The organism is Gimesia sp. (assembly GCF_048260065.1).
Taxonomy (GTDB): Bacteria; Planctomycetota; Planctomycetia; order Planctomycetales; family Planctomycetaceae; genus Gimesia.
This window is the reverse complement of sequence record NZ_JBLXHC010000019.1, coordinates 95,782-122,487: the sequence shown is the minus strand read 5'-3', so window position 1 is coordinate 122,487 and position 26,706 is coordinate 95,782. Positions and strand designations below refer to the sequence as shown.

Genomic DNA, 26,706 nt, shown 5'->3' with positions numbered 1-26,706 from the left:
TCAGATCACCAGCACAGAAAGCAGGAACTACATTACACACTGTGGCTACCGCTACGGTTATCTGTGACGCGCTCTAAGTTCCGACTGAATCAATGATTGCAGATGCAGAGGAAGCTCCCAGAGACGGGATGTGTTATCGTCCATCCTCAGTTGTTACCGGAAAAAAATGTGATGTTACTGGATTGAGCTGGCAAGATGTTAATTGGGTATAGAAAGCGGAGGCAGGCTTCAGATTATCTTATTAATCTGAGGCGCTTACAAAATCATGATGCAGGCTATAACCATACTGTAAAAATTAAATCAATTTCCAACCTTTACGGTATTCACGCCGAATGTACTGATCGGATTCGGGAGCATTGGTGGCTTTCATGGCTTGTGTATCCCAGTGTAATTTTTTGCCGGTTCGATAAGCGACATTCCCCAGGTGATTTGCTTCGGTCAGTAAACCCGCGTATTCGAAATTGCAGGTAGTCGGCGCTCCCGTTTTGCAGGCATGAATCCATTCTGCATGATGGCCCAGAGATTTTGGAATGAATTGTTCCGGGCGTTTGAAGTCTGCAAATTCTTTTTCTGGCAGCAGGACATGTTTACTGTAGTCGGACAGCAACATGCCTTTCTCGCCGATAAATAATACGCCGTTGGCCCATTGTGGAATTTTTCCTTCTTCCCAGAGTTTCGGCTTATTGGTTCCCTGATACCAGCCTACTTTTACGGGGGGCATATCACCCCGCTGACCATATTCATAAATTGCCTGCATTGATGCCGGTGCGATTTCTTTCTGGATCGGTGGGCCTTCAGCTTCAATAGTGAGCGGGTAATCCAAATTCAGCGCCCAGAATGGGAGGTCGATCCAGTGGCTGCCCAGATCCGACATGGTGCCATTGCCAAAGTCCCACCAGCGGTACCATTTGGGCCCCGGGAAATAAATATTATTAAAGGGACGTTCCGGAGCCGGACCTAACCAGAGATCCCAGTCGAGTCCTTTCGGAATTTCATCAGAATGAGTTGGCCTTTTTTCTGAGTAAACAAGATCCTTGGCGGCGCGGGCGGCTTCTTCAGATGGGTGCCAGCCCCAGGCGCGCGATACCCAGACGTGTGCTTCCTGAACAGGTCCGATCGCTCCAGACTGAATCAGTTCAACGACCCGACGGTAGTTGTCACCGGCGTGGATCTGAGTTCCCATTTGCGTAGCGACGTTGGCTTTTCGTGCTGCTTCCCGAATCACGCGGGCTTCCCAGACACTGTGAGTCAATGGTTTTTCACAATAGACATGTTTTTTCATCTGCAGTGCAGGAAGTGTAGCGAAGGCATGTGTGTGTTCGCAGGTGCTGACGACGACGGCGTCAAACTGATCCGGGTGATCGTAGACTTCGCGAAAATCTTTGAACTGTTTTGCTTTGGGATGACTCTGTGCCGCGCGAAACAGATTCTGTTCATTCACATCACAGAGGACCGTAATATTCTCTGAAGAGACTGAACGGAGATTGCTACCTCCCCGTCCCCCCGATCCAATGATGGCGATATTGAGTTTTTCATTCAGATTCGTGCCACGTACGATGGCAGGGGCACCGAAGCCAATAGCGGCAGCCGCTGATGCAGAAGTGGCCAGAAATCGTCTACGACTTATGGAAGATTGAGTCTGATCTGCTTTTGGGGTTTGATCTTGCACTGGATGCCTCCGCCTCTGAATTGAATAGCGTGATAGCCGAAATTTGTATTTATAAACTATCTTAAACTATGGCAGGTATCATTGTACAAGGCAAGACAAAATGAGAGTCTCGAATCAATTCTGTTCTGATTGAAATAAGTTTGCAGGAGATCAGTCAGCGGAACATTCTGGACAGCTTCCGGAAAGATCCAGGTCTTCACTGAGCCAGTGTTGATGGCAGTTACTGCAGAGGTCCAGTTGCCCGGGAAATTCTTCCAGAAGATTCAGGTAGTCGATGATTTGTGTCTGTATCTCAGGCAGATGACCGAGCTTTCGACTGAGAAGCAGTGTTTCATTTAACAGTGCGGCCGTATCAGTGGGAAATGTGGTTTGTCTTTGTCCTGGTTGCGTGCCGCCGCGCGAAACCTGTCCTGTCTGTGATATACATTCCACAGACCAGAAATGCCCCGCCCGCCAGGTTCCTTCCCCCGTCTGTTGCAGATAAACCTCAATACGATTCGTTTCCGGACCAGTGACAGGGATCCGAATGACGTTGATTGGTTCACTTGATTCAGTGGGAGTACTCGCTGCTTCATTCTGTTCCGATGAGGAACTGCTTGAAACAGGTTCCATTGATTTCGTGATCGTTGTTGCTTCTTCTGGTGAAGTACTAAGCTGATACAGAAATCGGATCAGTTGTTTGCGTCTGGTATTTCTTTGCTGCCGGAACTGCTTGAGCTTGAGGCGGAGCTGTTTCAATTCCGTTTCTGCCTGGTTGAAATCGGAAATCAAAACTTTCAGCTTCTGCATTACTGAAATGTGCGCTGTATCCTGTTCACTGCAGGGAGCCTGTGTGATTTCTTCTTCCAGAAAATCCAGTGATTCACCGTGATGCCAGCAGCAATAGGCTTTGCGCCACAGATGCCAGCCAGTGGTATCAAACAGATAAGGGTTGTCAGTGATCGGCACTTCCGCTTCACTGGCATTGATCGCCTGTTCTATGATTTCTTCCCGAGAACCAGACGCCAGTTCTCCTTTGAGTTCTAATAAGTCATTTTCCATGAAATCGGGAAGTGCTGCAAACTCAGCCTGAAAAGTCTCGTCTGCTTCTACGCCGGCATTGATCCAGGTCTGGAGTTGTTCAATCTGAGCGGGCGCGAGTTGTGCCACACGCGACGAAGAGAAATCAATGCCCCATTCTAAAAGCTGGCCACTGATGGTACGGCAGGTAATTTCGTTAACATCGGTTTCTGAAAACTGGTTTTGCATGGACGTACTTTCCCTGTGAAATAAGTGAATATGAGTCAAAACGTGTCAGGTGATGTAGATTAGAGGCAGCTCACTGCGAAAGTGGCGGAACCCTGTTGACACTGAGTTAAAGCGAGACGCGCGGTTTCCGTTCGGATTGAGACTGGGAGATAATCACCCAATACTTCAATCGTGATCTCATCCGGCAACAGGCCTTCCTGCTTCGGAACGGTTGTTGAACCATAGGGAGTATGGATGACCTCCCAGCTGGTGCGGTTCTCCAGTTCGGTCAATGCCTGTTGTTCAACGTGTTTCAAATCTTCCCATGTCTGCTCTGCCAGCGAAAAATTCTGTTGGCTGCGAAGACTGGTTTGCTGGTACGATTCAAAGACCTCGATCATTTCCCGCCAGCCTGCGATTGCCGCTTCATATGATTGAGCCATAGCCTGGCAGACTTCGGCTTCTTCCAGATCTCCTTTCAAGCGTTCCAGCTTTGATTTTTCCTGATTCAATTTACGAACCAGTTGCTGAATCTGCTGTTCCTGATCTGCCAGGAGTTCATTGCATTGTTGCACATCAGTCGCCGCTTCGCTTGATGTCAATCCTTCGTATTCGTCTTCAATCGTCAGTAGATTGGTATAACTGTTTTTTAATGCTGCTGGAAAATCTGAAGCTGACTCTACGCTCTCAGGCCCGGAGTTTGAATTTCCAGTAAAAGGCAAGAGTTGGTTATTCTCTTTTGATTCCGGCTTATGATTCATTTATATAAATCTCCCGTCATGATTTAAATTTTAGTTTTCCCTAATGCCTGAATCCTCAAAGGTCTTTTCGAATTTCTCCCATTGTGTCGGGGGCAATCAGTTCGAGCGTGACACTGCGATCTTTCACGCCCACACAGCCGACATAAATTTCACCCAGACAACCGGCTTCTCCCGGTGTGAGTGTGATCATCTGCGTGACCGGTTCGGCGACCAGTGTGATCCCCCGTGACAGATAGTGGTCGCGTTTGATCCAGCCTTTCCGTTCCAGCGCGCGGAGATGGCACATCACTCCATTGGAAGAGCGGATGCCAAACTGCTCTGCAATTTCCCGCACCGTAGGCGACAGTCGCTGCTGGGTGATTTCCTGTTTGATAAATGAGTAAATGGCCTGTTGCTTTTCTGTCAGTTTTTTTCGCGTCGAAATTTCTGTCGTCTGCATTTGTTAATTCCCTTGTTTACTGGTGAAGTGCTGTGCGTTACGTGGGAATTATAGTCGGAAAAAAGCAGTCAGAATTTTTCACTTCACGCCTGAAAATGGCGAAAAGACAGACGCCGTCACTTCGCGACGAAATCAGAAAAATGACGAACACTGCCGCCTGTTGCTGCCAGAATAAGATGTGATTTTTTTAATTTTTTCACGCACGAAAATTCCGTGCTATCTGGACATGGTAAATTCGGTCAGTGGATCTGATGCGAAGTGTGAATTTCAGTCAGGCTATCATTCACATCCGAATCTTGTGAATTCTCTAGAATCCTGTTTGTGTACATTCTTTACTTTGTTTACAATGTCAGGTCCTCCCAGAGAACTTACCCGGGTATCGTCATTCATTGACTTCTTTCCTGCCTGATTAAAAAGGTGACCGCTGTGAATCTTTTGCCGAAGTACAAATCGATCCTGAATGGTTTTGTCGTTGTGTTACTCGTTGCACTATTTTCTACAGAGAAAACAGCAGCAGAAGATCTGCCCCGCGTTCCGGATGGTTTCAGCATCGAGCGCATCACAGGCAGTGAACTCACGAAATATCCGATGATGGCAGGCTTTGACGACCGCGGACGATTATTCATTGCAGAAAGTTCAGGAGAAAACACGCGTGCCCCGCAGTTGATCAAAGAACCTAAAAGCATGATTCGTATGCTCATCGATCGCGATGGCGACGGACGCTTTGATCAGAGTACGGTTTTTGCTGACAAATTGACTCTGCCGATGGGGGCACTCTGGCATGATGGATCACTCTATGTCGCCAGTCCTCCCAATATCTGGAAACTGACCGATCTCGACGATGACGGCGTAGCCGATGAAAGAAAGATTATCGTCGATTCGTTTGGCTTCTCCGGTAACGCCGCCAGCATCCATGGGTGTTTTCGTGGGCCTGAGGGGCGGCTCTACTGGTGCGATGGCCGTCATGGTCACGAATTCAAAGACAAGTCAGGCAAAATTACCAGTAAAGGTTTGGCTGCCCGCATCTTTTCCTGCAATCCCGATGGCTCCGATATCGAGGTTCACTGCGGTGGCGGGATGGACAATCCGGTTGAGATCGATTTCACGCCGGAAGGAGAAATGATCGGTTCGGTAAACATTCTCATGACACGACCCCGCGTGGATTGTCTGGTTCACTGGATGGAGGGGGGAGTCTATCCTCACTTTGAGGACTGTGTTGCCGAATTTAAACGCACGGGTGAGTTACTGGGACCGATCACACGTTTTGGTCATGTCGCTGTTTCGGGAATGTTGCGCTATCGCGGCTCACAGTTTGGCCCAGAATATCAAGGCAATATTTTCACGACGATTTTCAATACACACAAAGTGATTCGCTCCCAACTGGTACGTAACGGCGCCACATTTGAAACCAGAGAAGAAGACTTTCTGGTCTCAGACGATCCCGACTTCCACCCGACAGATATCATCGAAGATGCGGATGGTAGTCTGCTGGTGATCAATACCGGCGGCTGGTTCCGCATCGGCTGTCCGCAGTCTCAGATTTCGAAGCCCGATATCCATGGTGCCATCTATCGTATCCGTAAAACTGACACACCCACACTCAAAGATCCTTACGGGTTGACCCTGGACTGGAAATCGCTGGCGCCTCATCGCAAGCTGCAATTGTTGAATGACACACGTCCTTTTGTGCAACAGAAGGCTATTGAGGAACTAGCCGGTGTCGGAGATCTGGCTGTCCCTCAACTGGCAAAAGTGATCGATTCACCCAGTGGTTCCTTTTACGATGATACGAGTAAACGCAATGCGGTCTGGACATTATCACGGATTGGAACCGGAAAAGCCGCGGCAGCGATCCAGGGTGGTCTCACTTCTTCCGAGAGTGTGCAGATGACAGCGGCGAAAGCGCTGGGGACATTAAGAAGTTCGCAATCTGTTGAGCCGTTAATTGAATTATTGAAACAAAACAAACCAGCAGTACAGCGTACCACAGCGACCGCATTGGGACGCATTTGCGAAGCGGGACGTCGCGATTCTGTTTCGGATGAGCAGCTGCAGTCGGTTGTGGAAACGTTATTCAGTGTGATCAAATCCGGCTCTCCCGATCGAACGCTGGAGCATGCCCTGATTTATGCCTTGATTCGAATTGATCATCGGGATCTGGTTCTTGCTGGATTGAATGATTCCAGTCCCGCTGTCCGCCGTGCAGCATTGATTACGCTGGATCAGATGAACTCAGGCATGTTGACGCGGGAACTGGTGACGCCTCTGCTGGATACCGATGATCCGGCTTTGCAGAAAGAGGCCCTGACAATAATCGGCGAGCATGAGGGCTGGGCCGGCGAAACGTTGACATTGCTGAAAACATGGTTGAGCGAAGCAGAACTGAGCCCGGAACGGGCTGCCGTACTGCGAGGCTTCCTGGTGGCGCAAGCAGCAGATCCCGAAGTGCAGTCGCTGATTGCGCAGTCGTTGACCGCTGTTGAAACATCAGAGTCTGCCAAGGCGATTTTGCTGGAAGTGATTCAGCGTTCTGCATTGAAAGAGTTTCCTGTCAGTTGGCGCTCTGCTCTGGAGCAGACTTTGAAGTCAGCTGATCCGGAATTGCAGATTCTTGTGGTCCGGATTGCTCAGACAAATGATCTGCCTGATCTCAATTCACAATTAACGACGATTGCTTTAGATACGAAACAGCCTGCCTCTCTGCGAATCGAAGCATTATCGGCAGTGGGGACTCATTTGAAGAGCATCGATCAGAGTACGTTCGATTTTCTCATGTCCCGAATGAATGAAGAGCATCCACCCCTGGATCGCCTGGCGGCTGCAAGAGCTTTAGCAGGTCTGCCTCACTCAGCCGATCAGTTGATTCAGTTATCGAAGCAACTGGACGCACCAGGGCCCCTCGCACTACCGGTCTTGTTGAGAGCTTATGCGAAAAGTAAGGATGAAGGCGTGGGGCAGGCATTGATTACTGGACTGAATGCTTCTTCTGCAGCAACGAACCTGTCGGCCGACGAGCTGGCAAGTCTGCTACAGAAGTATCCGGAATCGGTTCAGCAGGCTGCGACCCCGTTGTTAAAAAAACTGGGCGTAGATCTGGCACAGCAGAAAGCCCATCTGGAATCACTCAAACCTTTGCTTACAGAAGGACGGTTGGAAGAAGGACGCAAAATCTTCTTTGGCAAGAAAGCGGCCTGTTCAGGCTGTCATGCGATTGAAAATGAGGGCGGAAAGGTGGGCCCCGACCTGACAAAGATCGGTGCCATTCGTACGGGAACAGACCTGCTGGAAGCGATTGCACTCCCCAGTGCCAGCTTCGCGCGGGGTTATCGTTCTTACCTGGTGGTGACCGATGAAGGACGTATTTATACGGGAGTCATCAGTCGCGAATCGACGGATACGGTCTACCTGAGGACCGCTGATCTGTCCGAAGTGCGGATTCCCCGTGATCAGATTGAAGTGATGAAAGAGTCGCCGACATCGATCATGCCTAAAGGCCTGGAGCAGCGACTGACACAGCAGGAAATCCGGGATTTACTTGCGTACCTGCAGAACCGCAAGTAAAGTGGAATCATTGTCCTCATCCTTGTGATTCCAGCCGTTAAAGGTGCGCTATGTTTAATGGTTCTGTTGTAATACGCTGTCTTTCCTGGTCTGTCTGCATTCTTTCACTCTGCTTTGTTTCAAATACGCAGGCTGCAGAAGAGCAGAAGCGACCGAATATTCTGTTCGCGATTGCCGATGACTGGGGCTGGCCACATGCCAGTGTTTACGGCGATCCCGTTGTGAAAACGCCGACCTTTGATCGGCTGGCGCGTGAAGGCGTGCTGTTTCAGAATGCTTATATTTCATCCCCCTCCTGTACCCCCTCGCGTGGGGCCATTCTGACTGGTAAATATCACTGGCAGCTTGAAGCGGGGGCGAATCTGCATTGCATCTTTCCTGATAAGTTCGAAACGTATCCGGAAATACTCAAAGAACACGGTTATCAGGTCGGTTATACAGGCAAAGCCTGGGGACCGGGACGCACCGAAACCGCCGGCCGCGAACTGGCGGGAAAACGTTATAAGAGTTTTCAGGATTTTCTCCAGCATCAGAAACCGGGCGAACCCTTCTGTTTCTGGCTGGGAAGCAGCGATCCGCATCGTCCATATGAAGCTGGTACCGGAGTGCAGAGTGGCATGGATCTCTCCAAAATCAAGCTGCCTGCCTGTTTTCCCGATGCACCGATTGTCCGCAGTGATGTCGCCGACTACTACTTCGAAGTGCAACGGTTTGACAAACTCGTAGGTGATGCGATGAAGTCACTCGAAGAGAAAGGCGAACTCGATAACACAATCATTTTCATGACCGGCGATCATGGGATGCCTTTCCCGCGTGGAAAAAGCTGTCTGTATGATACAGGATCTCGAGTGCCCCTCGCCGCCCGCTGGCCCGAGAAAATCAAGCCCGGTCGGTCGGTGACCGATTTTGTCAGCCTGGTCGATCTGGCGCCCACTTATTATGAAGCAGCAGGAGTGCAAATCCCCGCGGATGTGACCGGCCGCAGTTTGATGCCTGTTCTGACGGCTTCCAAATCAGGCCGCATTGCTGATAACAGAGATGAAGTTATCTTCGGTAAGGAACGACATGTTCCTTCACAGGAAGCACCGGATATGGGAGGTTACCCATGTCGGGCGATTCGTACGGATGACTTTCTATACATCCATAATTACCGCCCTGATCGCTGGCCGGCAGGGACTCCCGACTATCAGCACGCAGCCATTCCCGGAACCTGGTATGGAGATTGTGACAACGGTCCGACCAAGAGTTACATGATCGAGAATAAAGACAAGGATGCGAATCATCGTCGGCTGTATGAACTTGCGTTTGGCAAACTGCCGGCGGAAGAACTGTATGATCTGCGAAACGATCCGGATCAGTTGCAGAATGTTGCCGCCTCTCCGATGTACCAGATGATCAAAGCGAAACTGGCAAAAGAACTCCAACAGCAACTGGTAGCCACCCATGATCCCCGCGAACTGGGGCAGGGGGACGAACTGGAAAAGCATCCTTACTTAGGCGGCGGTCCCAAGCATCCGAGTCTGGAAGTCAAACGGAAAAAGCAGGGAAAGAAAAAGGCGGCGAAGTAGCTTTCCATTAAGCTGGACCATTCGCTGTACGAAGCCAGGATTCCACTTCGGAGGATACTTTGTTCATATTCTTTTCCAGTGATTCATGTGTGATTTGAATTGCCGTGCCACCTGTCGTACGGAATGCATTGCAGTTATTTTCCAGGTCATCCAGCAGCAGGGCATCGCTGAAATCAAGGACATGTGAGGAGAGCCAGTCTTCAAAGAAGCGTTGAGGATCTTCGCTTTTTAAGATGCGTTGTTCGCTGGAGCAGAGTACATCGTCGAACAGTCTGGATATTGTATAGAACGGAGTTGATTCAGACTCTCTCACTGGTGCTGAAGGTGTTCTGGCTGTTTGAATGGCATCATGAAAGCAGTCCATATTGTCGGTCGCCAGTACGATCGCAGTGCGTGTAGCTTGTGCTGCCTGTAACAGCGGAATCAATTGTCCGTTGATTCGCATCAGCTGGCAGTCATCGACTGACTTCCGTGTCAGATAGTCACGCGGGAATTCTGGCTCCAGTTCAATCCGCAGGTGTTCTACGATCTGGCTGACATTAAGTTTTCCCTGCATCCAGTCTCGAACGAGATCATCTTGTTCCCTGAAAAGCCTGCTGGTTGCTTCCAGGAGTGATATGTGAAGTGGGTGGTGCTCATTGTGAAGGATGGACATCCAGAAAGGATCGTATGAGAGTACGCCGTGCCAGTCGACAAAGATCACCTTATTCCAGTGGGCTCGATCCTAGTGAGACATTGCTGGTTCCCCACGAATTCAATCGAGTTTTTTGGGTTTGTGATTGGGGGGCTCATCGGTATGAGCGGCCTGGTAGAGCCGATCAATGAATTCATCCGTCATACCGGCTTCTCTGCGTGCCTCTCGATTGAAGGTATCGCCCACGGAAAGTGCAGCGCGGATGGGCCAGTGCAGGTGTTGTTCATAGGCATCCCAGTCTGAGAGATGGTTGGGCTTTAACTGACGCAGCCAGTGAAGTCCAAAGGCGACGTGTTGAATTTCATCGCGATAGACGACCTTCATCAAAGCCGCGCTGCGCTGGTCACCGGCATCCAGAAAGTATTGTTCGAATTCTCCTGTATGATCCAGATTACGTCCTTCAAAAGTCAAAGGCAGGCCGGCCAGGTAATCGAGCAGGCATTCGTAGCTCAGCGCCTTTTTCCAGATATAACAGTTTACAGGCAGACTACCAAATTCGAGGCCCAGAACAGCAGCCCGCTCTTTATGCATGCGGGTGTGACGTTGTTCGTCCGCCATGATGGCGCACATTCCCTGGCGGAATTCGGGTGGCGCATCGGGAAAGGCGCACAGGACATAAGCCATCACTTCCAGTGCCTGCAGTTCATGGTTCGCCATGATGTGATGGGCGAGCGCCCGCTTGTCCTGCTCGAACAAGGCAGCCGGCTTGGGCATGGCGGGCGCCGTGCGGGGGGCTGCGAACTGCAGATTGGCTGGTCGTGTCGGTTCTTTGACGCGCAGCGGTTCGCCCGGGCTGTTATCTGTTAAAATCGGGGGGGCTGGTTTCAGTTTCTCTTCCAGTGAATCACTGAGGAGCACCTGTTCTGCAAACTCGCGAATTTCCATGCTGGTCATTTTGTCGTAGAAGGAGCGTATCGGGCTCGAAAGAGGGCCACACAGCCTGTTACTTTCATTTCCACGTCAGTATAGCGACTCTGGAGCTGAGATTGTAACTCATCCCGACTGTCTGCTGTGTTAGAGAAGATCTTTTTCTGATTGTAGAAGTTCATTAATTTGCGGGCAGGCAGGCTGCGCGGAACACCTTCCGCCAGAATGGTCGATCCCGAGATCGTGGCTCCTGTGTTCAACCATGGATTGAGATGGTCAAACAGAATGGACTTCGAAGTCAGGTCGCCAGGCAGACAATGAATGAGATAGTTGAGACTGACCGAATCGAATCGTTGTGGTTGATCGGGCAATGGTTGCAGGATGTCCGCCTGGAAAATTTCGGGAGCATATCTGCCGGCACGACTGGCGGCTGCTGCGAGGCTGTTCGGATTCAAGTCGAGCAGCCCCAGTCTGATGTTCGCATCCGGAAACGAGCAGTGGTCCAGGTAATAACCGGTGCCGACTCCGACATCCAGGTGATTGGCGGTCAGGCTCTGATTCATCCAGCTCAAGATGGATTTCGTACGACACTTCCAGATCAGGGAGTTGGAGATACCCAGGACCCACAGATCATAGATCGACAAAATGCGTTTGGAATAGACGGCCTGACCGGCGGCGCTTGCTTCGGATGGAGAATTCATGTTGTGATGTTAATAAGAATGACTGCTCTTGGGAATCGAAGTCAGCCTGTTGCCCGAACCAGGAAGCCTCCCGGCAGGCGTTTGACCACTTTACGCATTTCCAGAATCGTCAACGTGGAAAGAATCCGCGAAGAATCGAGTTCGCTCGACTGGACGATTTCATTGAGATGCTGTGGTTCCAGCGTGACCAGATTCAGAACATCGCGTTCAAATTCGCTGAGCGAGAGTTCGCGTGGAGTATGCACTTCCCGGTTCTGCGCGGTCAGCACCGGTGTCTTCGCTGGACCCAGACCTTCGAGAATATCATCGACATCCCGGACGAGCATGGCGCCATCGCGAATCAGATCATGGCAGCCGGCACTGGCGGGATGATCAATGCGACCGGGGACAGCAAAGACTTCGCGCCCCTGTTCATAAGCGTGTCGTGCGGTATGTAAGGCACCGCTTTTGCGACCGGCTTCGATTAAAACCACACCCATGGAAAACCCGCTGATGATCCGATTGCGTTGTGGAAACAGACCGGCAACCGGTGCCTGATCCAGGGGAAACTCGGTGACAATGGCTCCCTGGCTGGCAACGTCCTTCGCCAGATCTCGATGTTCGGGAGGATAAATGTGAGCCAGCCCGGTCGCCATCACAGCTATCGTACGTCCCCCTGCTTTGAGCGCGCCGGTATGGGCCGCCTGATCGATCCCGCGGGCGAGGCCACTGACGATGGTGATCCCGGCACGTGCCAATGCAGCGGCGATCTTTTCAGCCTGCTGTAGTCCGTAGTGAGTACATTTTCGGGAACCTACGATGGCGACCGCCAGCTCGTCTTCCGGCAACAGGTTTCCATTACAATACAGCAGGGAAGGCGGATCGGGCATCTCTCTTAGAAGTGACGGGTACTCTGGTAAGTCCTCAAATAAAATCTGGTAACCATTTTCTCGACAGCGGCGGAGTTCGTCTTCTGCGGTCGATTTTGCCTCGCGATAGATAATGGCGTCGGCCAGTTTTGTTCCAATGCCCGGGACATTCAGTAATTCCTGACGGGGGGCATTGAGAATTTGCGCCGGGCTGCCAAACTGGTCCAGTAAGGTTCGACGAATCCGCGGACCGACACCCCGAATTAGATTTAACTGAATCAGTTCGAGGAGTGACTGATCGGATTCCTGGTTTGGTTCGCCCATATTGGCAGGACCTTCGTGGATGGGGTGTGGTGATTCACGAACGTACATGCTCTCAAAAAAGGTATGAAAAAACAACTAAGATCGACTGACATTTCCGGGGAAGCGACTGTTCACACTTGACAGCAGACGCCTGCAGCCTCTAAACACGAAGCACACCATTCTGAACTCCATTAAGGTCAACCACATGCTGGACAAGATTTTCTTTATCATTGCCTGCATTATCATTCCCGTATTATGGGGCGTGATTGTGAACTGGATCTTCAATCAATGGCAGGATCGCTCGAACGACAGCTCAGATGACGACTATATTTTCCCTGATTATCAGATCTGAGGCAGCGGCGTAATGGGTTTTGGATGGTTCGACTTTTTTCTGATTTCCACGGCTGGAGGGCTGATCGGCTTTCTGGCGGGCATGTTTGGTGTCGGTGGTGGATTTCTACTGGTTCCCATCCTGAATATTGTCCTGGGAATTCCGATGGAACTGGCGGTCGGGGCGAGTGCGTGTCAGGTGCTGGGGCCTGCGACTACATCCCTGCTGGCACGAAAGATCTCTGTCCGGGATCTGTTCTTCCCCCTGGTGATCACCGGGGGCCTGCTGTTAGGCGTGATTGCCGGCACCGGCATTCTGGAACATGCAAAATCATCCGCCTCAGTGGTTCTTAATGGAAGAGATATTATTGTCGCGGATCTGGTTGTGCTGCTGGCTTATCTGCTCATGCTGACCGGACTGGGAGTGCTCTCCCTGCGGAGTGCCCGCCGCGAAGATTCTGAGTTGAAAGGCACCCTGTTTACGGATCGGTTTCAGATTCCACCAGTGGCCCGGTTTCCTTCTCTGGTTGAGGGCCCCCTGTCGATTCCGGTGATCGCCTGGTTTGGACTGGGATTGGGACTGGTTTCCGGTTTACTGGGAATCAGCGGAGGTATCCTGTTATTCCCTGTGCTGATTTTTGGGCTGGGGATTTCCACCCACCGCGCGATTACCTGCAGTCTGGTGATCGTCTGGATTGTGGCGTTTCAATCCACGATTGCCCATGCCTGGCATGGCAACATTAATATCATGATTGTGATTGCCCTGCTGGTCGGAGGGACCGTAGGAGCCCGGCTGGGGTCCGATTTGAATGCCCGGCTGAAAGGCTTGCAGTTGAGACGGCAGTTTGGCTGGTTATTACTCTCGGTGGCACTTATGATTGGGACGCGGCTGGTGTTTCTGCTGGCAGGTTAAATCAGCAACAGAGGAGATGAGATAATGGCAAAGAAATCCATCCTGTTTTTAACAGGCGATTATGTCGAGGACTACGAAATCATGGTCCCGTTCCAGGCATTGACGATGGTGGGATACCAGGTTGATGTGGTTTGTCCCGATAAAAAAGCGGGCGAGATTATTCGCACTTCGATTCATGACTTCGAAGGGGATCAGACTTATTCTGAAAAACGGGGGCACAACTTCACGTTGAATGCCACGTTTTCTGAGGTGAATGCAGACGACTATACTGCTTTGCTCATTCCCGGCGGACGGGCTCCCGAATACATTCGTCTGAATGAACGTGTGCTCGAGATCACACGTCAGTTTGCATCGGCAAACAAACCGATCGCGGCCATCTGTCATGGATTGCAGTTACTGGCGGCAGCCGGTGTTTTGAATGAGAAAAGCTGTACGGCTTACCCGGCCTGTGCTCCTGAGGTGACTCTTTCCGGTGGTACCTTTGTCGAAACTCCCATTGATGGCGTTCACGTGGATGGGAATCTGGTTTCCGCGCCTGCCTGGCCAGCCCATCCGCAGTGGCTGGCGGCGTTTCTGGAAGTGTTGGGAACAAAAATCGAGTTGTAATATTCGTGATACTGAAGTATCGGTGTCACTTTTAATCGGGGAGAGACGCGGATGTCGTGTTGTTCAATTAACTGGTCAACCATTGGTGCAGCCCTGGGTGGACTGGCCGTCATTTTAGGGGCCTTTGCCGCTCATGGCATCGATGGCTATTTTGCTGAAAAGTATGACGGTCAGGTGAAAACAGTGACCGGCGTAGAAGTTCCTGCAGCTCAGAAATATCTGAACGATTTCAAAACGGGTGCGCAGTACCAGATGTATCATTCCATTGCTTTGCTGCTGGTCGGATTTGCCGGGCTGACTTCCCAGAAGAAAAAACTGTTGAATATTGCCGGCTGGTGTTTCCTGCTGGGGATCATTTTTTTCTCCGGCAGTCTTTACGTTTTGACTCTCAGTGGTCAGACTTTCTGGGGAGCCATTGCGCCGATTGGAGGGACACTGCTTATTGCAGGCTGGTTTTCCTTTGCTGCGGGAATCTGTTCCTGTGGAGGAAATTCAACTGTAGTAACTGGTCCCGAAACTCCTGCCTCGACTGATGCCTGATTTACAGGACCATCATGATTTGAAATGATCGACCAGGATCATTCCCACCTACTTTTTTGAATTGAGAATCTTATGCTGATTTTTGACGCACACCTTGATATGGCCTGGAATGCCTGTGAATGGAACCGGGACCTGGAATTACCCGTCAGCGACATACGCAAGTTCGAGCGGCAGTTCGAAAATATTATCCCCGGCGAAGCGACCGTCTCCTGGCATGCCCTGCGTAAAGGGGGCGTGGGCATGACGATTTCCACGCTGCTGCCACGATTGCATCGCAAAGATGCGGCACTGACGCATTATCAATCGAGAGAAGCCGCCTATGGTGTGGCCATGGGGCAACTGGCTTATTACCGGGCGATGGTGGCAAAAGGCGTTTTAAGAGAGATCCCCGACAGCAAGACACTGGCCAGCCATGTCGCTGAATGGGAAGCCAATGAAACGGCTGCCCGTGAAGAAGGAAGTACGATTCCGATCGGTTTCATTCTCAGTATGGAAGGGGCGCCTCCCATTCTCTCTCCGGAGCAGATCGGGGACTGGTTTGCTGCGGGTCTGCGAATCTTAGGACCTGCGCATTATGGCCCCGGTCCCTACTGTTTTGGAACAGGCAGTGAAGGGGGACTCAAAGAACAGGGTCCCGCATTACTGAAAGAGATGGACCGCGTGGGAATGCTGCTTGACGTGACGCACCTTGCCGATCAGTCATTCTGGGAGGCGCTCGAAATCTATGAAGGTCCGGTTCTCGCGAGCCATCACAACTGTCGGTCTCTGGTGAATGCGGACCGCCAGCTGACAGACGAGCAGATTAAAGCATTGATCGAACGAGGGGCCGTGATTGGATGTGCCTTTGATAACTGGATGATCAAACCGGGCTGGACGATTGGCGTTTCCGATCCCAAGACGACTTCCGTCGAAGATATTGCAAATCATACTGATCACATCTGCCAGCTGGCAGGCAATGCAAAGCATTGTGGACTGGGGACGGACCTGGACGGTGGTTTCGGAAAAGAGCAGACTCCCCATGATCTGGATACGATTGCTGATCTGGAGATGTACGCCGGCATCCTCGAAAAGCGGGGTTACAGCCCTGAAGACATCAAAGGGATCATGTCACAGAACTTTGTCGATTTCTTCCTCAAGGCATTACCCCAGGGCTGAAACTGATTCAGACCGACGGAAATTCGAACGCTGTATCCTGTTGTTAATCAATGGGATACGGCGTTTTTTGTTTTTCGACGAATCTTTTTGAAAATCTTTCAAGAACCTGATGTGAGCGGCGAATAACTCCCTGTGACGTGGCCGATCGGTTTGGCCTACGGTTCCGAATCGAACATTTGTTGTTGTACGAGGGAGTCAGGACAATGATTTTCATGTGTAAAAAGTTTGTGATAGGTGCTGCAGTGCTGGCCACGCTGGGGACCTTCGTGTTTGGCCGCGATGTATTGAGTTATGTGAAAACTGCCGGCAGTTCAGTCCGACAGGCGGTCAAATCGGAAGTACCCGTTGATTTCGAAGTCGACCGGGCGCGTAAGATGGTAGAGGACCTGGTGCCCGACATTCGTCGGTGCATGCATGTGATCGCAGAGCAGCAGGTGGATGTCGAAACGCTGCAGAGTGAAATTCATGAAGCAGAACTCGCCATGAAACAGCAGAAAGAAGCGATGTTCACACTACGATCCGATCTGGAGTCAAACGAGACCCAGTTTGTGTATGCAAGTCGGACCTACAGTAAAGACGACATTCGCAGCGATCTGGCACAGCGTTTTGATCGTTATAAAGTCGCGACCGATACTCTGAAGCGGAACGAACAGATTCTAAAGGCTCGCCAGAAGGCTCTGGATGCCAATCGCGAAAAGCTGGAAAACATGCTGTCTGCCAAGATGGACATGGAAGTTCAGATCGAACAGCTGGAAGCACGTCTGAAATCGGTACAGGCGGCTGAAACAGTCAGTAACCTGGAGATTGATAATTCCCAGCTGACACGAGCCAAGAGCCTGATTAAAGACTTGAACAAGCAGCTGGATGTGAAAGAAAAGATGCTGGATGCAGAAGGAAAATTCACAGGACTGATTCCCGTCGATACCAAAGTGGAAGAAAAGCGGGATGTCGTCAAGCAGATGGATGAATACTTCAAAACCCGGTCTGGCGATCATGTTGCCGTTCAGTAAATAGCAGATGGGAATATGCAACATTGGCGCGAGTGGTGGCAGGTGGTTCTTGGATTGGAGTAGAGCCGCCTGCCCCGTGCCTGTTGTGTCTGCGGATGAAAATCTGATTGATCCCATCCGAAAATAATGTTCTAAATGACCACTTACTGAAATCATTCGTTAAAATTGAGTCTGTATCGTTTCAAAATCGTGCCTCTCTCTTCCTGAATTCAGGAGCATTACCTTGGGCTTCTTCACTTCTTCATCCAGGCAGGATCATCCAGCAAAATCTTCGGCTGGCCTGAGCTATCTGTTATGGATTGATGGAGTTGGTACGTATCTGGTCTATTTACCAGAGACATTGAGAATTGGAGGTCCGGGGGAAACGGGAATGACAGGCGGTCTCGCATCTGACTGGGCTGATCTGTCATTACTGGCGAACCTGTCGCGACATCATGCGTCGATTATCCGCTCCGGAGAGAATTATTTTCTGGAAGCGCTGGCTCCTGTTTTCTGTAATCAGCGTGCTGTCAATGATCGTGTCTTGCTCACGGATCAGGCGGCGCTTAGACTGAATACAGATACAGTCCTCACATTTCGACAGCCGACCGCGTTAAGCGCATCCGCCTGTCTCGAATTCACGAGCCATCATCAGCCTCAGCAGCGACTGGATGGCGTTGTGCTGATGGCGGAAACCTGTCTGCTGGGAGCGACCAGTGAAAATCATGTTGTCTGCGCTGACTGGCCGGGAACTGTGATTCTGTATCGCCAGGGAGATCAGGTTTTGTGTCGTTCGCGATTGAACATCGATGTGAATCAGGAGGCCGTTTCCGAGGGGACCGTTTTAACCCCGGGTTCTCTGGTAACTGGTCCTGATCTGCGTTTTCGCTGGGAGGTCGTCAGTTAACAAGTGGGGTTTTGCTCGCGCGAATCATTTTATGTCGTTTAGAAAGTGAATACATGGATTCAATCATAATCGGGCTGCTGGTTCTATCAGTCATTGCGCTCGTGATCTTACAGTTTGTGATGTGGGTCTGGATGCTGGTTGATTGTCTGAAATACGAACCCTCAACGGGTAATGAGAAAGTGATCTGGATACTTTTAATGGTTTTTCTCGGGATTTTCGGATCTTTACTTTATTACTTCATACGTCGCCCGGAGCGAATTAATCAAACGGGGCAATAAAACTTATTGTTAACGCTGGTCTGAGCAATGCCTGGAGGTTGTTGCTCAATCTAAACAGATATTTACTCGCGCAAATGAAACTGTGCCATGATGGAAATTGGAATTATGATGTCAATCTTTGGTTTACTGTTTGCTTTAATTTCCATGGTTTTGAGTCTGCTGTTTTTCGTATTCTGGATCTGGATGCTCATTGACTGTGTCAAATATGAACCATCAACCGGAAACGATAAAATCATCTGGGTATTGGTAATTGTGTTATTAAACGGAATTGGGGCACTGCTTTACTATTTCATACGTCGTCCGGAGCGAATTAAGCAAACGGGGCAGTAATCCGCGTAAATATTTGATCCACCAATACCTTAAGAACGTTATTAAAAATAGTTGAGAGTTAAATCGTATACCGTACAACTGCCATGTTGTTTAACGGATGGAACGAAAAATGAAATTCACCTTTGCACCAGAATCGAAACCTTTAGCAGGCTTTACGATCAAGCGCGCCATCGACCGGGGCGGATTTGGGGAGGTGTATTACGCGCTGAGTGATTCCGGTAAGGAAGTCGCATTAAAACTGCTGCAGCAGAATATGGATGTTGAGTTGCGAGGCGTGACTCAGTGTCTGAATCTGAAGCATCCCAACCTGGTGACGATTTTCGATGTCAAAACAGACCGGGACGGCGATCACTGGGTAGTGATGGAATATGTATCCGGTCAGGGACTGGATAAAGCGTTGCATCAGTATCCACAGGGCATGCCGATGGAACAGGTCCGTTACTGGCTGTCAGGCATCTCAGAAGGACTATCGTATCTACACAGTCGGGGACTGGTGCATCGGGATCTGAAACCGTCGAATGTCTTCCGCGATGGAGAGACGATCAAAATTGGCGATGTCGGCTTATCCAAATTTATCACGCACAGCCGACGGAGTGCTAATACTCAAAGTGTCGGGACCGTCTATTACATGGCGCCTGAGGTCGCGCGCGGTCGCTACGGGAAAGAAGTGGACGTGTATGCGGTAGGAGTGATGGTTTACGAAATGATCACTGGCGTCGTTCCTTTCGATGGGGAATCGACGGCGGAAATTCTGATGAAACATCTGTCAGAAAAGCCGGATCTCAATCGCCTGCCAGTACATCTGCGGGCAGTCGTGGGACGTGCTCTGGAAAAAGATCCTCAGAAGCGAATCGGGGATATCAAAACATTTAAGCAGGAATTTGAGCGTGCTCTGTTTCAACGCGAGACAGTGACGGAAATTCCCGATGCTGCATTTGAAACATTTGCGGCTGTTGATGCCCCGATGCAACATTCGGACGGGTTGAGGCAGACCTCGCGCGTCGCGAACACTCAGAGCTCCTGGGAGTATACGAAGCTATTAGGACCGGCAATCATCCTGACATTTATACTTATCGGGCTGACGGGAGCCACACTGGTCAGTCTGGGGGCCGGTTTTTCACATTTTATTCTTTCTCTCCCTTTCGTGATGCTTTTCAGTGGAGCCGTTGTCATGTCGTGTGTGTTCGGGCGACGGTTTTTTACCAGAGGAATGGCAGCGATTGTGAAGGGGCCGCCTCCCATCAGCAATTTGTGGGATAAAAAACAAAAGCGATATGAGACCCAGACCGCTGATCGCGAAACCAATCTCGAGAAGACACGCATCCTCCGGGAAGAAGAACGAAAAAAGTCAGACGCACCGCGTCAGCAGACGTATAGCCAGAAACGACAGAAACCGTATTACCCACGCGCTTTAACCCCGCGTACTCCCCGCACGATTTCGAATCGGACACGGCTGTTTAATCTCTCGGTTTCAATGATCAAGGCCGTATTCTGTACGCTGGTAATCGTGATTGGACTGGTCTGTTTTACCGATGGGTCTTTTTTTCAGGGAGCGATGGGCGAAATTTCCAGAGGCGTCATGCGGGGAAATAATTTCGCGCCGTTCTGTCTGTTAACCTGCGGGACGCTTGTTGCTGCCTGGAGTGTTTTAGCCGTCGCGAAACTGACCGAAGGTAAACCCTATGATCAGAGTACCCGCCGCATCCTCTGGCTGATAACCGGAGTGATTGTGGGTGCAATTATCTACCTGCTGCAGGCAGAAGTCCTGATGACCACAATTGGTTCAGCACGCAATGATTACCTCGGGTTAAGACCGCTGTTCGATGCCGTCGGCCCGAATTCACTGGTGCTGGTGAATGGGCAACCCAGTCTGTTCAGCTATATGATTTTCTTCGGTATCCTGTTCTGTTTCCGTCGCTGGTGGTGGCACGCGGATTCATTTCGTCCAAGAAAATTCCGGGTCTTGTCCGTGCTGATCACCGTCTTTACTGCTTATATCATTACTGCCATCTGGGCGTTTCCGATGGTCCCGGCTTTGTGCTGGGCCGCCATTATCTCGAGTGTTGTGCAGCTCTCTGCCAGCTGGATTCCTCCCGAACAACGCTTTATTGAAATGAAAGGGGGCGCACAATGATGATTGGTATTCTTGAAATGTTAATTTTAACGGTGGTTGTGCCCGTTGTCATTCTGATCTTTGCGTTAGTGTTTCACTACGTGTCCCGGAATCGAGGTTCACTGCTGTTTATGCTCGCAGGACTGGCAATGGCAGGACTTTTACTTTTTATATTTCTTGGCCTGTTTTACGTTCGTACCGAATCCAGGTCAGCAACCCTGGTTCAGCAGAGTGCAGTTCTAGATTCAGAGCTCGAAGCGATACGGCAAGATACCAGACTTGCTTCTCACGCTGTTCCGGAAACGAATGAAGGTGTCACAGAAATCCCAGGTGACGCGTTACAGAAACATCATTCCGAGAATCAGCCACTGGTGGCACCCAAACCCGGTGATCCTCATCCTTCTCGAATTGTGAATAAGGTTGAAATCGGTAACGCTTCGCCAAAACCAGCCAAATCAGTGAGTACAGAGTTGCCGGACTGGGTAAAAGAGGGCGTAAAAACAGCGGTGCTGCAGAAAAACAGTCTGATTAACAACAGCCGTCCGGTATTTCAATCCGGACTGTTTGCGACGCGAGACGAAGCACTCCAGGATGCTTTGGCAAAAGCAACACAGCAGATGCAGGCCGATCTGATGATGCGAGAACCCTGGTTGAAAAATAACCTGAGAGAACTGGACTTGGAATTGTTCAGGCATACCGCCTACCGCCGCCCTTATTTTCAGATGGTAGAGCATGATTTTGGTGATGTGTTGAAATCAGGCGAATCTTTAAAGCACGATATGTTCAGGGCGTATGTTGAAATTGAAAATACTCCTGGCGTAAGGCATCAGTTACTCGCCCGCTGGAAGCAGAAAATTGGGAACGAACGCAGTTTCTGGGTAGGTGGTGCATTTGGTCTGATCACCCTGATGTGCATCGGAGCCGCCATTTATTTGAGAACTGACTCGAGTCAGGATACAATCCATTCATCTCACTAATTTCTGTACTAACCAGTCTGTGATGGACTTATGCCGATCGACGAAGCCGACCAGCTGCTGGTCTCACAAATCAAAGCCGGTGATGCGGAAGCCTGGTCAGAACTGATCGCCAGATATGAAGGCCGTCTGCTGGCATTTGTTAACAGCCGCTTACGGAATCTGTCGAGTAGTGAAGATGTCGTTCAGGAAACATTTCTAGGCTTTCTGATCAGCCTGCCCAACTACGATCCCGGGACTCCTTTAGAATCGTTTCTGTTTGCCATCGCCTCGCATAAACTGACAGATTTACTGCGTAAGCAGGGACGACGTCCCACGATCCCTCTGTTTCCTGAGGAAAACGACACGCGCGGAAATCATCGTGAGCCTGCGGGACGCACGCGCGTCGCTTCCAGTCTGGCGCGCAGTAAGGAACGCAAATCGAAAGAAGAGCAGGTGATCTGCGCGAGTCTGCAGACGCTGATTGATGCCTGGATCAGGAATGGCGAGTTTGAACGGCTGCAGTGTATTGAGCAGCTGTTTGTTTCAGGGAAAGCAAATAAAGAGGTGGCGCTGCAACTGCAGATCACAGAGCAGGCCGTTGCCAATCACAAGCATTTTGTGGTGGGCAAACTGAAAGACGCAATCAAAACCGCACAGATACATGACGCGGATCTGACCGGGCTGGGGTTGAACTAGACTGTGTCCAGTTTTACTGTAGCGTCTCCAGGTCCATTTGGACCGAGTATATTAGATTGACAGACGTTATCGTTAAATGTGATTCGCTCTAGACGAATATCAAACCGCGCAGCAAAAAACCTCGCCTGATCATCACAGGACGAGGTTTTATTATTCTCAGGTCCGCTGCAACATCAGATTAGAATTTGATGTGCTTGCGTTTTGCCTTACGTGCTTTAGCACTGGCAGGACGGCGACCGTGATTTGCTTTTTTCAGTTTACGCTGTGTTTTAGCCATGACATTATCCTTTATGGTCTTCAGATATTGTTATCGAGACCACACGTTGACTGATGAGGTCTACAGAAAGTATCGGTTTCGGGTCGAGTATTCTAGTCGAAGCTTCTCCTGAAAAAAAGCCAATCAGTCAAAAAAACACTATGACTCGCATGTTTTCCTCGACTTTTGTGGCTGTTTTTAATCCTAAAAACATTTTGAGAGGGCTCCGGTATGTGGACTGTTGTTCTGTTTCGGGGTAGCATGGATCAGATCAACTGGATACTGGACAAAAAACGACGTCGTTTTAACTGAAGAAGATCATCATGCTGGCCAAGCTTTATACCTATTCGCTGTTTGGCATTGATGCCAAACCTGTGGAAGTGGAAGTCGATATCTCTCCCGGGGCGATGCCTAAGACGATTCTGGTGGGCCTGGCGGAAGCAGCCGTCAAAGAGAGTACACATCGAATTGAGAGGGCACTGGTCAACAGCGGTTACAATCGTCCGATCGATCGCATCGTCATCAACCTGTCTCCCGCTGATCTTCCCAAAGATGCCGCGTCGTTCGACCTGCCTATTGCACTCGGGTTGTTGACTGCCAGCGGGCAGTTGTCATCAGATCGCTTTCAGGATTACGCCGTGGTAGGCGAACTGGCATTGGATGGCACTATTCGTCCGGTCCGCGGTGCGCTATCGATGGCACTGGCGGCGCGAGAGCAGGGCAAACAGGGCCTGTTGGTTCCTGTTCAGAATGCAGAAGAGGCAGCCGTCGTGGATGGGCTGGACGTCTTCGCTGTCGGCACACTGGCGGAAGCCGTTGGCTTTTACACGGGCACTCTGCCTATCGAAGCCGTTGAATTCTGCTGGGAGAATGCTCTGGAAGAACATGGACGTTACGATATCGATTACAGCGATGTGAAAGGTCAGGAATATGCGAAGCGGGCGATTACGGTTGCTGCTGCCGGCATGCATCATTTACTGATGATTGGTTCTCCCGGGACCGGAAAGACCCTGCTGGCTTCGCGGATCAGTACGATTCTGCCGCGTCTGTCTCAAGAAGAGAGTCTGGAGACAACACGTATCTACAGTGCAATGGGACGGCTGCCCAGTGATCAGTCGCTGGTGATGCTGCGCCAGTTTCGCACGCCGCATCATACGATCAGCGAAGCGATAGTCTCAAATTGTGCATTCTGACCAAACGCTCTCACTCTAATTTTAGAGACTTTCCATCGATGCTTGGATTTACGATCCCACCAAAAATCGACTCTGCAATCATGGCTGATAAGCAACTCTCGGAAAGTGTCTGCGTTCAAATGGAAACATCTTGAATACTTCCCGTCCCTGCTCTTCCCAGTCTCGATATCCACAAGTTGTCCACGCAAGCCCTCAAACAACTGTCGTCTTTCACGTAGAACATCTATCCATTCATCAGACGGGATAAAAGGATGCCTTGACTTTTTATTCTTGGCCTGCTCGATTACTTTTTCCAGTTCAGCACGCTCTGCTTTCAATTCGGATAACTGCTTGTCAAGTTGGGATAGATGTTCAGCAGAAGCCAAAAGTAAATTTTTTGTTCCCCGCTCAATCAGGTCATCCAGTTTTGACATCTTCAGTTCAACTTCGTTCGGTTTTACCTTTTTTAGTTTAGGTAATTTCATAGCTGATTGCTTCAGGACAATCTTGTCGATTCCTTCAAGCAATTTCTGTTTGAGGAAAGGGAGGACCAAATCTTCTTCAATCTTCCATTGGGCACAACTGCATTGCTTCCCATATTTGATGGCGGTTTTGCATACATAAATGATTCTACCAGATTTCTTTTTTTCTGTATTCTTACCACTCCGATTTAGATTCCCATACAGCGGTTTCCCACAGTTCCCGCAGTACAGGACATCCTTTAATAGATATCCACCTGATTTGTGGGAGTGGGTGTTAGTTTGTTTCCGACGCTCGATACGTCGCTGAACTTTGTCGAATAGCGTACGACTGACGATACCATCATGGGTATTCTTCTTTATAAGAGATTCACTATTGCGGACAACTGATGTCGTTTCAGATTTAACGACCTCTTCTCCGTCCAGCCGCCAGAATGTACCTGCTGCTCTTTTTCCAAGAGGAAGATCGCCTATATAGCGGAGATTACACAAAATATCTTGAATCGTTTTGGCACACCATTTCTTACCTGTTGGACTTGGAATATTTCTACTATTCAAATCAGCGGCAAGCCAACGGAAGCCGACATCTCGGTTTGCATAAGTCTCGAATAACCATTGGACAACTTCGACCTCATCTGGATCACCCGGAACAAATTCTTGTGACCAGTTTTTAGGTTTAGTAAACTTCTCCCTACGTCCTATAATTCTGATGTGGCATTTATCATCCACAACCTTGCGGGAGAAACCATAAGGTGTCTGCTGTCCGTATGGTGTGCCATTGGACCATGTGTTGAGTTTACCGATGAGTGTTTTCTGACCCAATTTGTATGAATATTCATGCTGGGCTTCGGAAAGAACTGAATCCACAATGCGTCCGGTATGAGTGTTCCAATCTGAATCACCTTCCAGAAGCGTATGTAGTATGACACCTGCATTCCTTAATGTCTGTTTGGCAAATGCACCTTCGATTGAGTCCAGCCGACCAAAACGGGATTTGTCAAGGCAGAGGATTACTTCGAAATTTCCTGTCGTTGAGTCAGAGAGCATTCGAGTAAATTCTGTTCTCTTATGTTGTTCACGGGAACCAGATTTCCCATCGTCAATATACCAAGTGACGATTTCGTAGCCGTTGGCTTTTGCATAGGCAGTAATTTGTTTGCGTTGCTGGGGGATACTAGTTTTTTGATCTTTATTTGACATCCGAAGATATGCGACTGTGGGAATTAAACGTGTCATTGAGATACTCCAAACTTGATGGGCCACATTCATCTGGAAAGCTATTGTAGAATGACCGAATCTTTTCGGGGAGTTCCGCCAGATGATGGAAGAACGATTGCTCATTGGAAGACTGTTTTACTTCTTTAACGTATACGAAGATTCAAATAAAAAACCCACGAAAATCGTGCCTTCGCCGCAGACATCTGCGACGAAAACTCTAATTCTCCGTGGGTGTGGTTGATTTTTGACACGGCTCCCGTGGCGTCCCTATTCTACGTACGAATATAATGATCGTAAAGTAGAACTTTAGAAATTATTCAAACGGTAGGATTATTGTTTCTGTCGATTCCAGAATTCCAGTTTTCCACGAATTGTTGTAAGTCCCAAAACGTGGAATTGCCGATCAACGGCGCAATGCGATCTTGGTCACGTGACCGTCAGTCATTTTGAACTGTTGTCTGTACTGTCATATTCGCTTCGACCTTCTCAACTATTTGTTCGGCTGAAAGAGGCAGCATATCCGTATCAGCGTCCCCACGCAGCAAATATCTGATTAGGGCCAGCCCGTCTTCTTGGTTTGTGAATTTTCCCATTTTCTTAAAGGTGTCATACAGCCCTCTGTTCTTAATGAGTTCCCACACTGAATCTGCGGCGAGCATTCGGTACGCAGTGTCGATTTGACTTTTCAGCCGTTCGCCATCACTGTTGTTTTGCCGAATGACTTCGGCTGCTTTCTTGGCCCAGCCAGCAGGGGTGTTATCGAAATTGATTCCTGAAAAAAGTTGCTCGTAATCTTCTACTCCAAGAAGATCACACAGCTTCTTGACTTGCTCTGCGTTTCGCCCCTCAACCCTTGTCAGCCCTCGTGAGCAAATCCGTCTCACCCACTTGTAGGGCAGGTCAGCTTTCTTTGCGGCATCCTTCTGCGAGAGGTTTCGCTCATTCAGCCGTCGCCGCACGTTCCGTTTAAATTCCTCGGGATCTCGTCTCATACCCTGATTGTCCCAGATCGTGTCCCATAAATCTACTTACTGTCCCAGAATGCCCCAGAAATTATTGGAAGTATTAGGACACTGGTAATGGTGGCGTGAGTCAGCCGAGTGGTTGGCCAAGACAAAACTCTGTTTCAG

25 protein-coding genes and 1 pseudogene are annotated in these 26,706 nt (G+C 49.9%); 15 read left to right on the top strand and 11 right to left on the bottom strand.

Features of this window, described 5'->3' with window-relative positions; translation table 11 throughout:
* Window positions 1–295: 295 nt before the first annotated feature.
* From ACN0YN_RS26770 to ACN0YN_RS26755, 4 genes are all read right to left on the bottom strand, one after another.
* Complete coding sequence (locus ACN0YN_RS26770; protein WP_417388032.1) at window positions 296–1,669, bottom strand: Gfo/Idh/MocA family protein; 1,374 nt, start codon at window positions 1,667–1,669, stop codon at window positions 296–298.
* Window positions 1,670–1,819: 150 nt separating this feature from the next.
* On the bottom strand, window positions 1,820–2,917 hold the full coding sequence (locus ACN0YN_RS26765) for a hypothetical protein (RefSeq protein WP_417388031.1): 1,098 nt from the start codon (window positions 2,915–2,917) through the stop codon (window positions 1,820–1,822).
* A gap of 59 nt (window positions 2,918–2,976) precedes the next feature.
* Window positions 2,977–3,657, bottom strand: coding sequence for a hypothetical protein (locus ACN0YN_RS26760; protein WP_417388030.1), 681 nt, complete (start codon window positions 3,655–3,657; stop codon window positions 2,977–2,979).
* A gap of 55 nt (window positions 3,658–3,712) precedes the next feature.
* Window positions 3,713–4,096: a LexA family protein gene (locus ACN0YN_RS26755; RefSeq protein ID WP_417388029.1), complete on the bottom strand. Its 384-nt coding sequence runs from the start codon at window positions 4,094–4,096 to the stop codon at window positions 3,713–3,715.
* Window positions 4,097–4,522: 426 nt separating this feature from the next.
* Between ACN0YN_RS26755 and ACN0YN_RS26750 the strand changes: the two genes are divergently transcribed.
* Together ACN0YN_RS26750 and ACN0YN_RS26745 are read left to right on the top strand one after the other, a co-directional pair.
* Complete coding sequence (locus ACN0YN_RS26750; protein ID WP_417388028.1) at window positions 4,523–7,657, top strand: PVC-type heme-binding CxxCH protein; 3,135 nt, start codon at window positions 4,523–4,525, stop codon at window positions 7,655–7,657.
* Between the two features lie 50 nt (window positions 7,658–7,707).
* Window positions 7,708–9,225 carry a sulfatase gene (locus ACN0YN_RS26745; RefSeq protein ID WP_417388027.1) on the top strand — a complete coding sequence of 506 codons (1,518 nt, stop codon included), beginning with the start codon at window positions 7,708–7,710 and terminating at the stop codon, window positions 9,223–9,225.
* A 7-nt stretch (window positions 9,226–9,232) separates the two neighbouring features.
* Here the strand turns inward: ACN0YN_RS26745 and ACN0YN_RS26740 are convergent, their stop codons facing one another.
* From ACN0YN_RS26740 to dprA, 4 genes are all read right to left on the bottom strand, one after another.
* Window positions 9,233–9,781, bottom strand: coding sequence for a hypothetical protein (locus ACN0YN_RS26740; RefSeq protein ID WP_417388026.1), 549 nt, complete (start codon window positions 9,779–9,781; stop codon window positions 9,233–9,235).
* A gap of 198 nt (window positions 9,782–9,979) precedes the next feature.
* The gene (locus ACN0YN_RS26735; RefSeq protein WP_417388025.1) at window positions 9,980–10,804 is read right to left on the bottom strand and encodes a ferritin-like domain-containing protein; all 825 of its coding nucleotides are present in this window, start codon (window positions 10,802–10,804) and stop codon (window positions 9,980–9,982) included.
* Between the two features lie 5 nt (window positions 10,805–10,809).
* Window positions 10,810–11,487 carry a class I SAM-dependent methyltransferase gene (locus ACN0YN_RS26730; protein WP_417388024.1) on the bottom strand — a complete coding sequence of 226 codons (678 nt, stop codon included), beginning with the start codon at window positions 11,485–11,487 and terminating at the stop codon, window positions 10,810–10,812.
* 41 nt (window positions 11,488–11,528) lie between these two features.
* Complete coding sequence (gene dprA, locus ACN0YN_RS26725) at window positions 11,529–12,659, bottom strand: DNA-processing protein DprA (protein WP_417388023.1); 1,131 nt, start codon at window positions 12,657–12,659, stop codon at window positions 11,529–11,531.
* A 184-nt stretch (window positions 12,660–12,843) separates the two neighbouring features.
* Here dprA and ACN0YN_RS26720 point away from each other — a divergent pair, with 184 nt between their 5' ends.
* The 12 genes from ACN0YN_RS26720 to ACN0YN_RS26665 all read left to right on the top strand — a co-directional run bounded on the left by ACN0YN_RS26720 (window position 12,844) and on the right by ACN0YN_RS26665 (window position 22,451).
* Window positions 12,844–12,990 (top strand): hypothetical protein, encoded by a 147-nt coding sequence (locus ACN0YN_RS26720; RefSeq protein WP_417388022.1) that lies wholly within the window; start codon window positions 12,844–12,846, stop codon window positions 12,988–12,990.
* Window positions 12,991–13,002: 12 nt separating this feature from the next.
* A complete protein-coding gene (locus ACN0YN_RS26715) occupies window positions 13,003–13,881 on the top strand; it encodes a sulfite exporter TauE/SafE family protein (RefSeq protein ID WP_417388021.1) in 879 nt (292 codons plus the stop codon).
* A gap of 24 nt (window positions 13,882–13,905) precedes the next feature.
* On the top strand, window positions 13,906–14,487 hold the full coding sequence (locus ACN0YN_RS26710; protein ID WP_417388020.1) for a DJ-1/PfpI family protein: 582 nt from the start codon (window positions 13,906–13,908) through the stop codon (window positions 14,485–14,487).
* A 51-nt stretch (window positions 14,488–14,538) separates the two neighbouring features.
* A complete protein-coding gene (locus ACN0YN_RS26705; RefSeq protein ID WP_417388019.1) occupies window positions 14,539–15,027 on the top strand; it encodes a DUF423 domain-containing protein in 489 nt (162 codons plus the stop codon).
* 72 nt (window positions 15,028–15,099) lie between these two features.
* Window positions 15,100–16,182, top strand: coding sequence for a dipeptidase (locus ACN0YN_RS26700; protein ID WP_417388018.1), 1,083 nt, complete (start codon window positions 15,100–15,102; stop codon window positions 16,180–16,182).
* Between the two features lie 212 nt (window positions 16,183–16,394).
* On the top strand, window positions 16,395–17,192 hold the full coding sequence (locus ACN0YN_RS26695) for a hypothetical protein (RefSeq protein ID WP_417388017.1): 798 nt from the start codon (window positions 16,395–16,397) through the stop codon (window positions 17,190–17,192).
* Between the two features lie 223 nt (window positions 17,193–17,415).
* Complete coding sequence (locus ACN0YN_RS26690; protein ID WP_417388016.1) at window positions 17,416–18,078, top strand: hypothetical protein; 663 nt, start codon at window positions 17,416–17,418, stop codon at window positions 18,076–18,078.
* Window positions 18,079–18,131: 53 nt separating this feature from the next.
* Window positions 18,132–18,356 carry a PLDc N-terminal domain-containing protein gene (locus ACN0YN_RS26685; protein WP_417388015.1) on the top strand — a complete coding sequence of 75 codons (225 nt, stop codon included), beginning with the start codon at window positions 18,132–18,134 and terminating at the stop codon, window positions 18,354–18,356.
* A gap of 105 nt (window positions 18,357–18,461) precedes the next feature.
* Window positions 18,462–18,686, top strand: coding sequence for a PLDc N-terminal domain-containing protein (locus ACN0YN_RS26680; RefSeq protein ID WP_417388014.1), 225 nt, complete (start codon window positions 18,462–18,464; stop codon window positions 18,684–18,686).
* Window positions 18,687–18,795: 109 nt separating this feature from the next.
* On the top strand, window positions 18,796–20,820 hold the full coding sequence (locus ACN0YN_RS26675) for a serine/threonine protein kinase (protein ID WP_417388013.1): 2,025 nt from the start codon (window positions 18,796–18,798) through the stop codon (window positions 20,818–20,820).
* Window positions 20,817–21,776, top strand: coding sequence for a hypothetical protein (locus ACN0YN_RS26670; protein ID WP_417388012.1), 960 nt, complete (start codon window positions 20,817–20,819; stop codon window positions 21,774–21,776). Before ACN0YN_RS26675 ends, ACN0YN_RS26670 begins: the two co-directional genes overlap by 4 nt.
* Window positions 21,777–21,806: 30 nt before the next feature.
* Window positions 21,807–22,451 (top strand): RNA polymerase sigma factor, encoded by a 645-nt coding sequence (locus ACN0YN_RS26665; RefSeq protein ID WP_417388011.1) that lies wholly within the window; start codon window positions 21,807–21,809, stop codon window positions 22,449–22,451.
* Window positions 22,452–22,629: 178 nt separating this feature from the next.
* Here ACN0YN_RS26665 and ACN0YN_RS26660 read toward each other — a convergent pair whose 3' ends face one another.
* A complete protein-coding gene (locus tag ACN0YN_RS26660) occupies window positions 22,630–22,728 on the bottom strand; it encodes a 50S ribosomal protein bL37 (protein WP_002645378.1) in 99 nt (32 codons plus the stop codon).
* Between the two features lie 302 nt (window positions 22,729–23,030).
* On the opposite strand from ACN0YN_RS26660, the pseudogene ACN0YN_RS26655 reads away from it, so the two are divergent.
* Window positions 23,031–23,876, top strand: a pseudogene (locus ACN0YN_RS26655) (YifB family Mg chelatase-like AAA ATPase); the annotation flags it as partial.
* On the opposite strand, the gene ACN0YN_RS26650 reads toward ACN0YN_RS26655, so the two are convergent.
* Window positions 23,858–25,594, bottom strand: a complete 1,737-nt coding sequence (locus ACN0YN_RS26650; protein WP_417388010.1) for a recombinase family protein — start codon at window positions 25,592–25,594, stop codon at window positions 23,858–23,860. The pseudogene ACN0YN_RS26655 and the gene ACN0YN_RS26650 sit on opposite strands and share 19 nt — an antisense overlap.
* Window positions 25,595–26,013: 419 nt before the next feature.
* On the bottom strand, window positions 26,014–26,568 hold the full coding sequence (locus tag ACN0YN_RS26645) for a helix-turn-helix domain-containing protein (protein ID WP_145192925.1): 555 nt from the start codon (window positions 26,566–26,568) through the stop codon (window positions 26,014–26,016).
* Window positions 26,569–26,706 lie beyond the last annotated feature (138 nt).

What these genes read in the sequence shown, in the direction of transcription:
- ACN0YN_RS26740 (WP_417388026.1), bottom strand. Translation starts at nt 9,781, where the DNA reads ATGCAGGGAAAACTTAATGTCAGCCAGATCGTAGAACACCTGCGGATT.
- ACN0YN_RS26680 (WP_417388014.1), top strand. Translation starts at nt 18,462, where the DNA reads ATGATGTCAATCTTTGGTTTACTGTTTGCTTTAATTTCCATGGTTTTG.
- ACN0YN_RS26765 (WP_417388031.1), bottom strand. Translation starts at nt 2,917, where the DNA reads ATGCAAAACCAGTTTTCAGAAACCGATGTTAACGAAATTACCTGCCGT.
- dprA (WP_417388023.1), bottom strand. Translation starts at nt 12,659, where the DNA reads ATGGGCGAACCAAACCAGGAATCCGATCAGTCACTCCTCGAACTGATT.
- ACN0YN_RS26700 (WP_417388018.1), top strand. Translation starts at nt 15,100, where the DNA reads ATGCTGATTTTTGACGCACACCTTGATATGGCCTGGAATGCCTGTGAA.
- ACN0YN_RS26650 (WP_417388010.1), bottom strand. Translation starts at nt 25,594, where the DNA reads ATGACACGTTTAATTCCCACAGTCGCATATCTTCGGATGTCAAATAAA.
- ACN0YN_RS26760 (WP_417388030.1), bottom strand. Translation starts at nt 3,657, where the DNA reads ATGAATCATAAGCCGGAATCAAAAGAGAATAACCAACTCTTGCCTTTT.
- ACN0YN_RS26695 (WP_417388017.1), top strand. Translation starts at nt 16,395, where the DNA reads ATGTGTAAAAAGTTTGTGATAGGTGCTGCAGTGCTGGCCACGCTGGGG.
- ACN0YN_RS26715 (WP_417388021.1), top strand. Translation starts at nt 13,003, where the DNA reads ATGGGTTTTGGATGGTTCGACTTTTTTCTGATTTCCACGGCTGGAGGG.
- ACN0YN_RS26710 (WP_417388020.1), top strand. Translation starts at nt 13,906, where the DNA reads ATGGCAAAGAAATCCATCCTGTTTTTAACAGGCGATTATGTCGAGGAC.
- ACN0YN_RS26685 (WP_417388015.1), top strand. Translation starts at nt 18,132, where the DNA reads ATGGATTCAATCATAATCGGGCTGCTGGTTCTATCAGTCATTGCGCTC.
- ACN0YN_RS26745 (WP_417388027.1), top strand. Translation starts at nt 7,708, where the DNA reads ATGTTTAATGGTTCTGTTGTAATACGCTGTCTTTCCTGGTCTGTCTGC.
- ACN0YN_RS26720 (WP_417388022.1), top strand. Translation starts at nt 12,844, where the DNA reads ATGCTGGACAAGATTTTCTTTATCATTGCCTGCATTATCATTCCCGTA.
- ACN0YN_RS26755 (WP_417388029.1), bottom strand. Translation starts at nt 4,096, where the DNA reads ATGCAGACGACAGAAATTTCGACGCGAAAAAAACTGACAGAAAAGCAA.
- ACN0YN_RS26670 (WP_417388012.1), top strand. Translation starts at nt 20,817, where the DNA reads ATGATGATTGGTATTCTTGAAATGTTAATTTTAACGGTGGTTGTGCCC.
- ACN0YN_RS26675 (WP_417388013.1), top strand. Translation starts at nt 18,796, where the DNA reads ATGAAATTCACCTTTGCACCAGAATCGAAACCTTTAGCAGGCTTTACG.
- ACN0YN_RS26730 (WP_417388024.1), bottom strand. Translation starts at nt 11,487, where the DNA reads ATGAATTCTCCATCCGAAGCAAGCGCCGCCGGTCAGGCCGTCTATTCC.
- ACN0YN_RS26705 (WP_417388019.1), top strand. Translation starts at nt 14,539, where the DNA reads ATGTCGTGTTGTTCAATTAACTGGTCAACCATTGGTGCAGCCCTGGGT.
- ACN0YN_RS26665 (WP_417388011.1), top strand. Translation starts at nt 21,807, where the DNA reads ATGCCGATCGACGAAGCCGACCAGCTGCTGGTCTCACAAATCAAAGCC.
- ACN0YN_RS26735 (WP_417388025.1), bottom strand. Translation starts at nt 10,804, where the DNA reads ATGGAAATTCGCGAGTTTGCAGAACAGGTGCTCCTCAGTGATTCACTG.
- ACN0YN_RS26645 (WP_145192925.1), bottom strand. Translation starts at nt 26,568, where the DNA reads ATGAGACGAGATCCCGAGGAATTTAAACGGAACGTGCGGCGACGGCTG.
- ACN0YN_RS26660 (WP_002645378.1), bottom strand. Translation starts at nt 22,728, where the DNA reads ATGGCTAAAACACAGCGTAAACTGAAAAAAGCAAATCACGGTCGCCGT.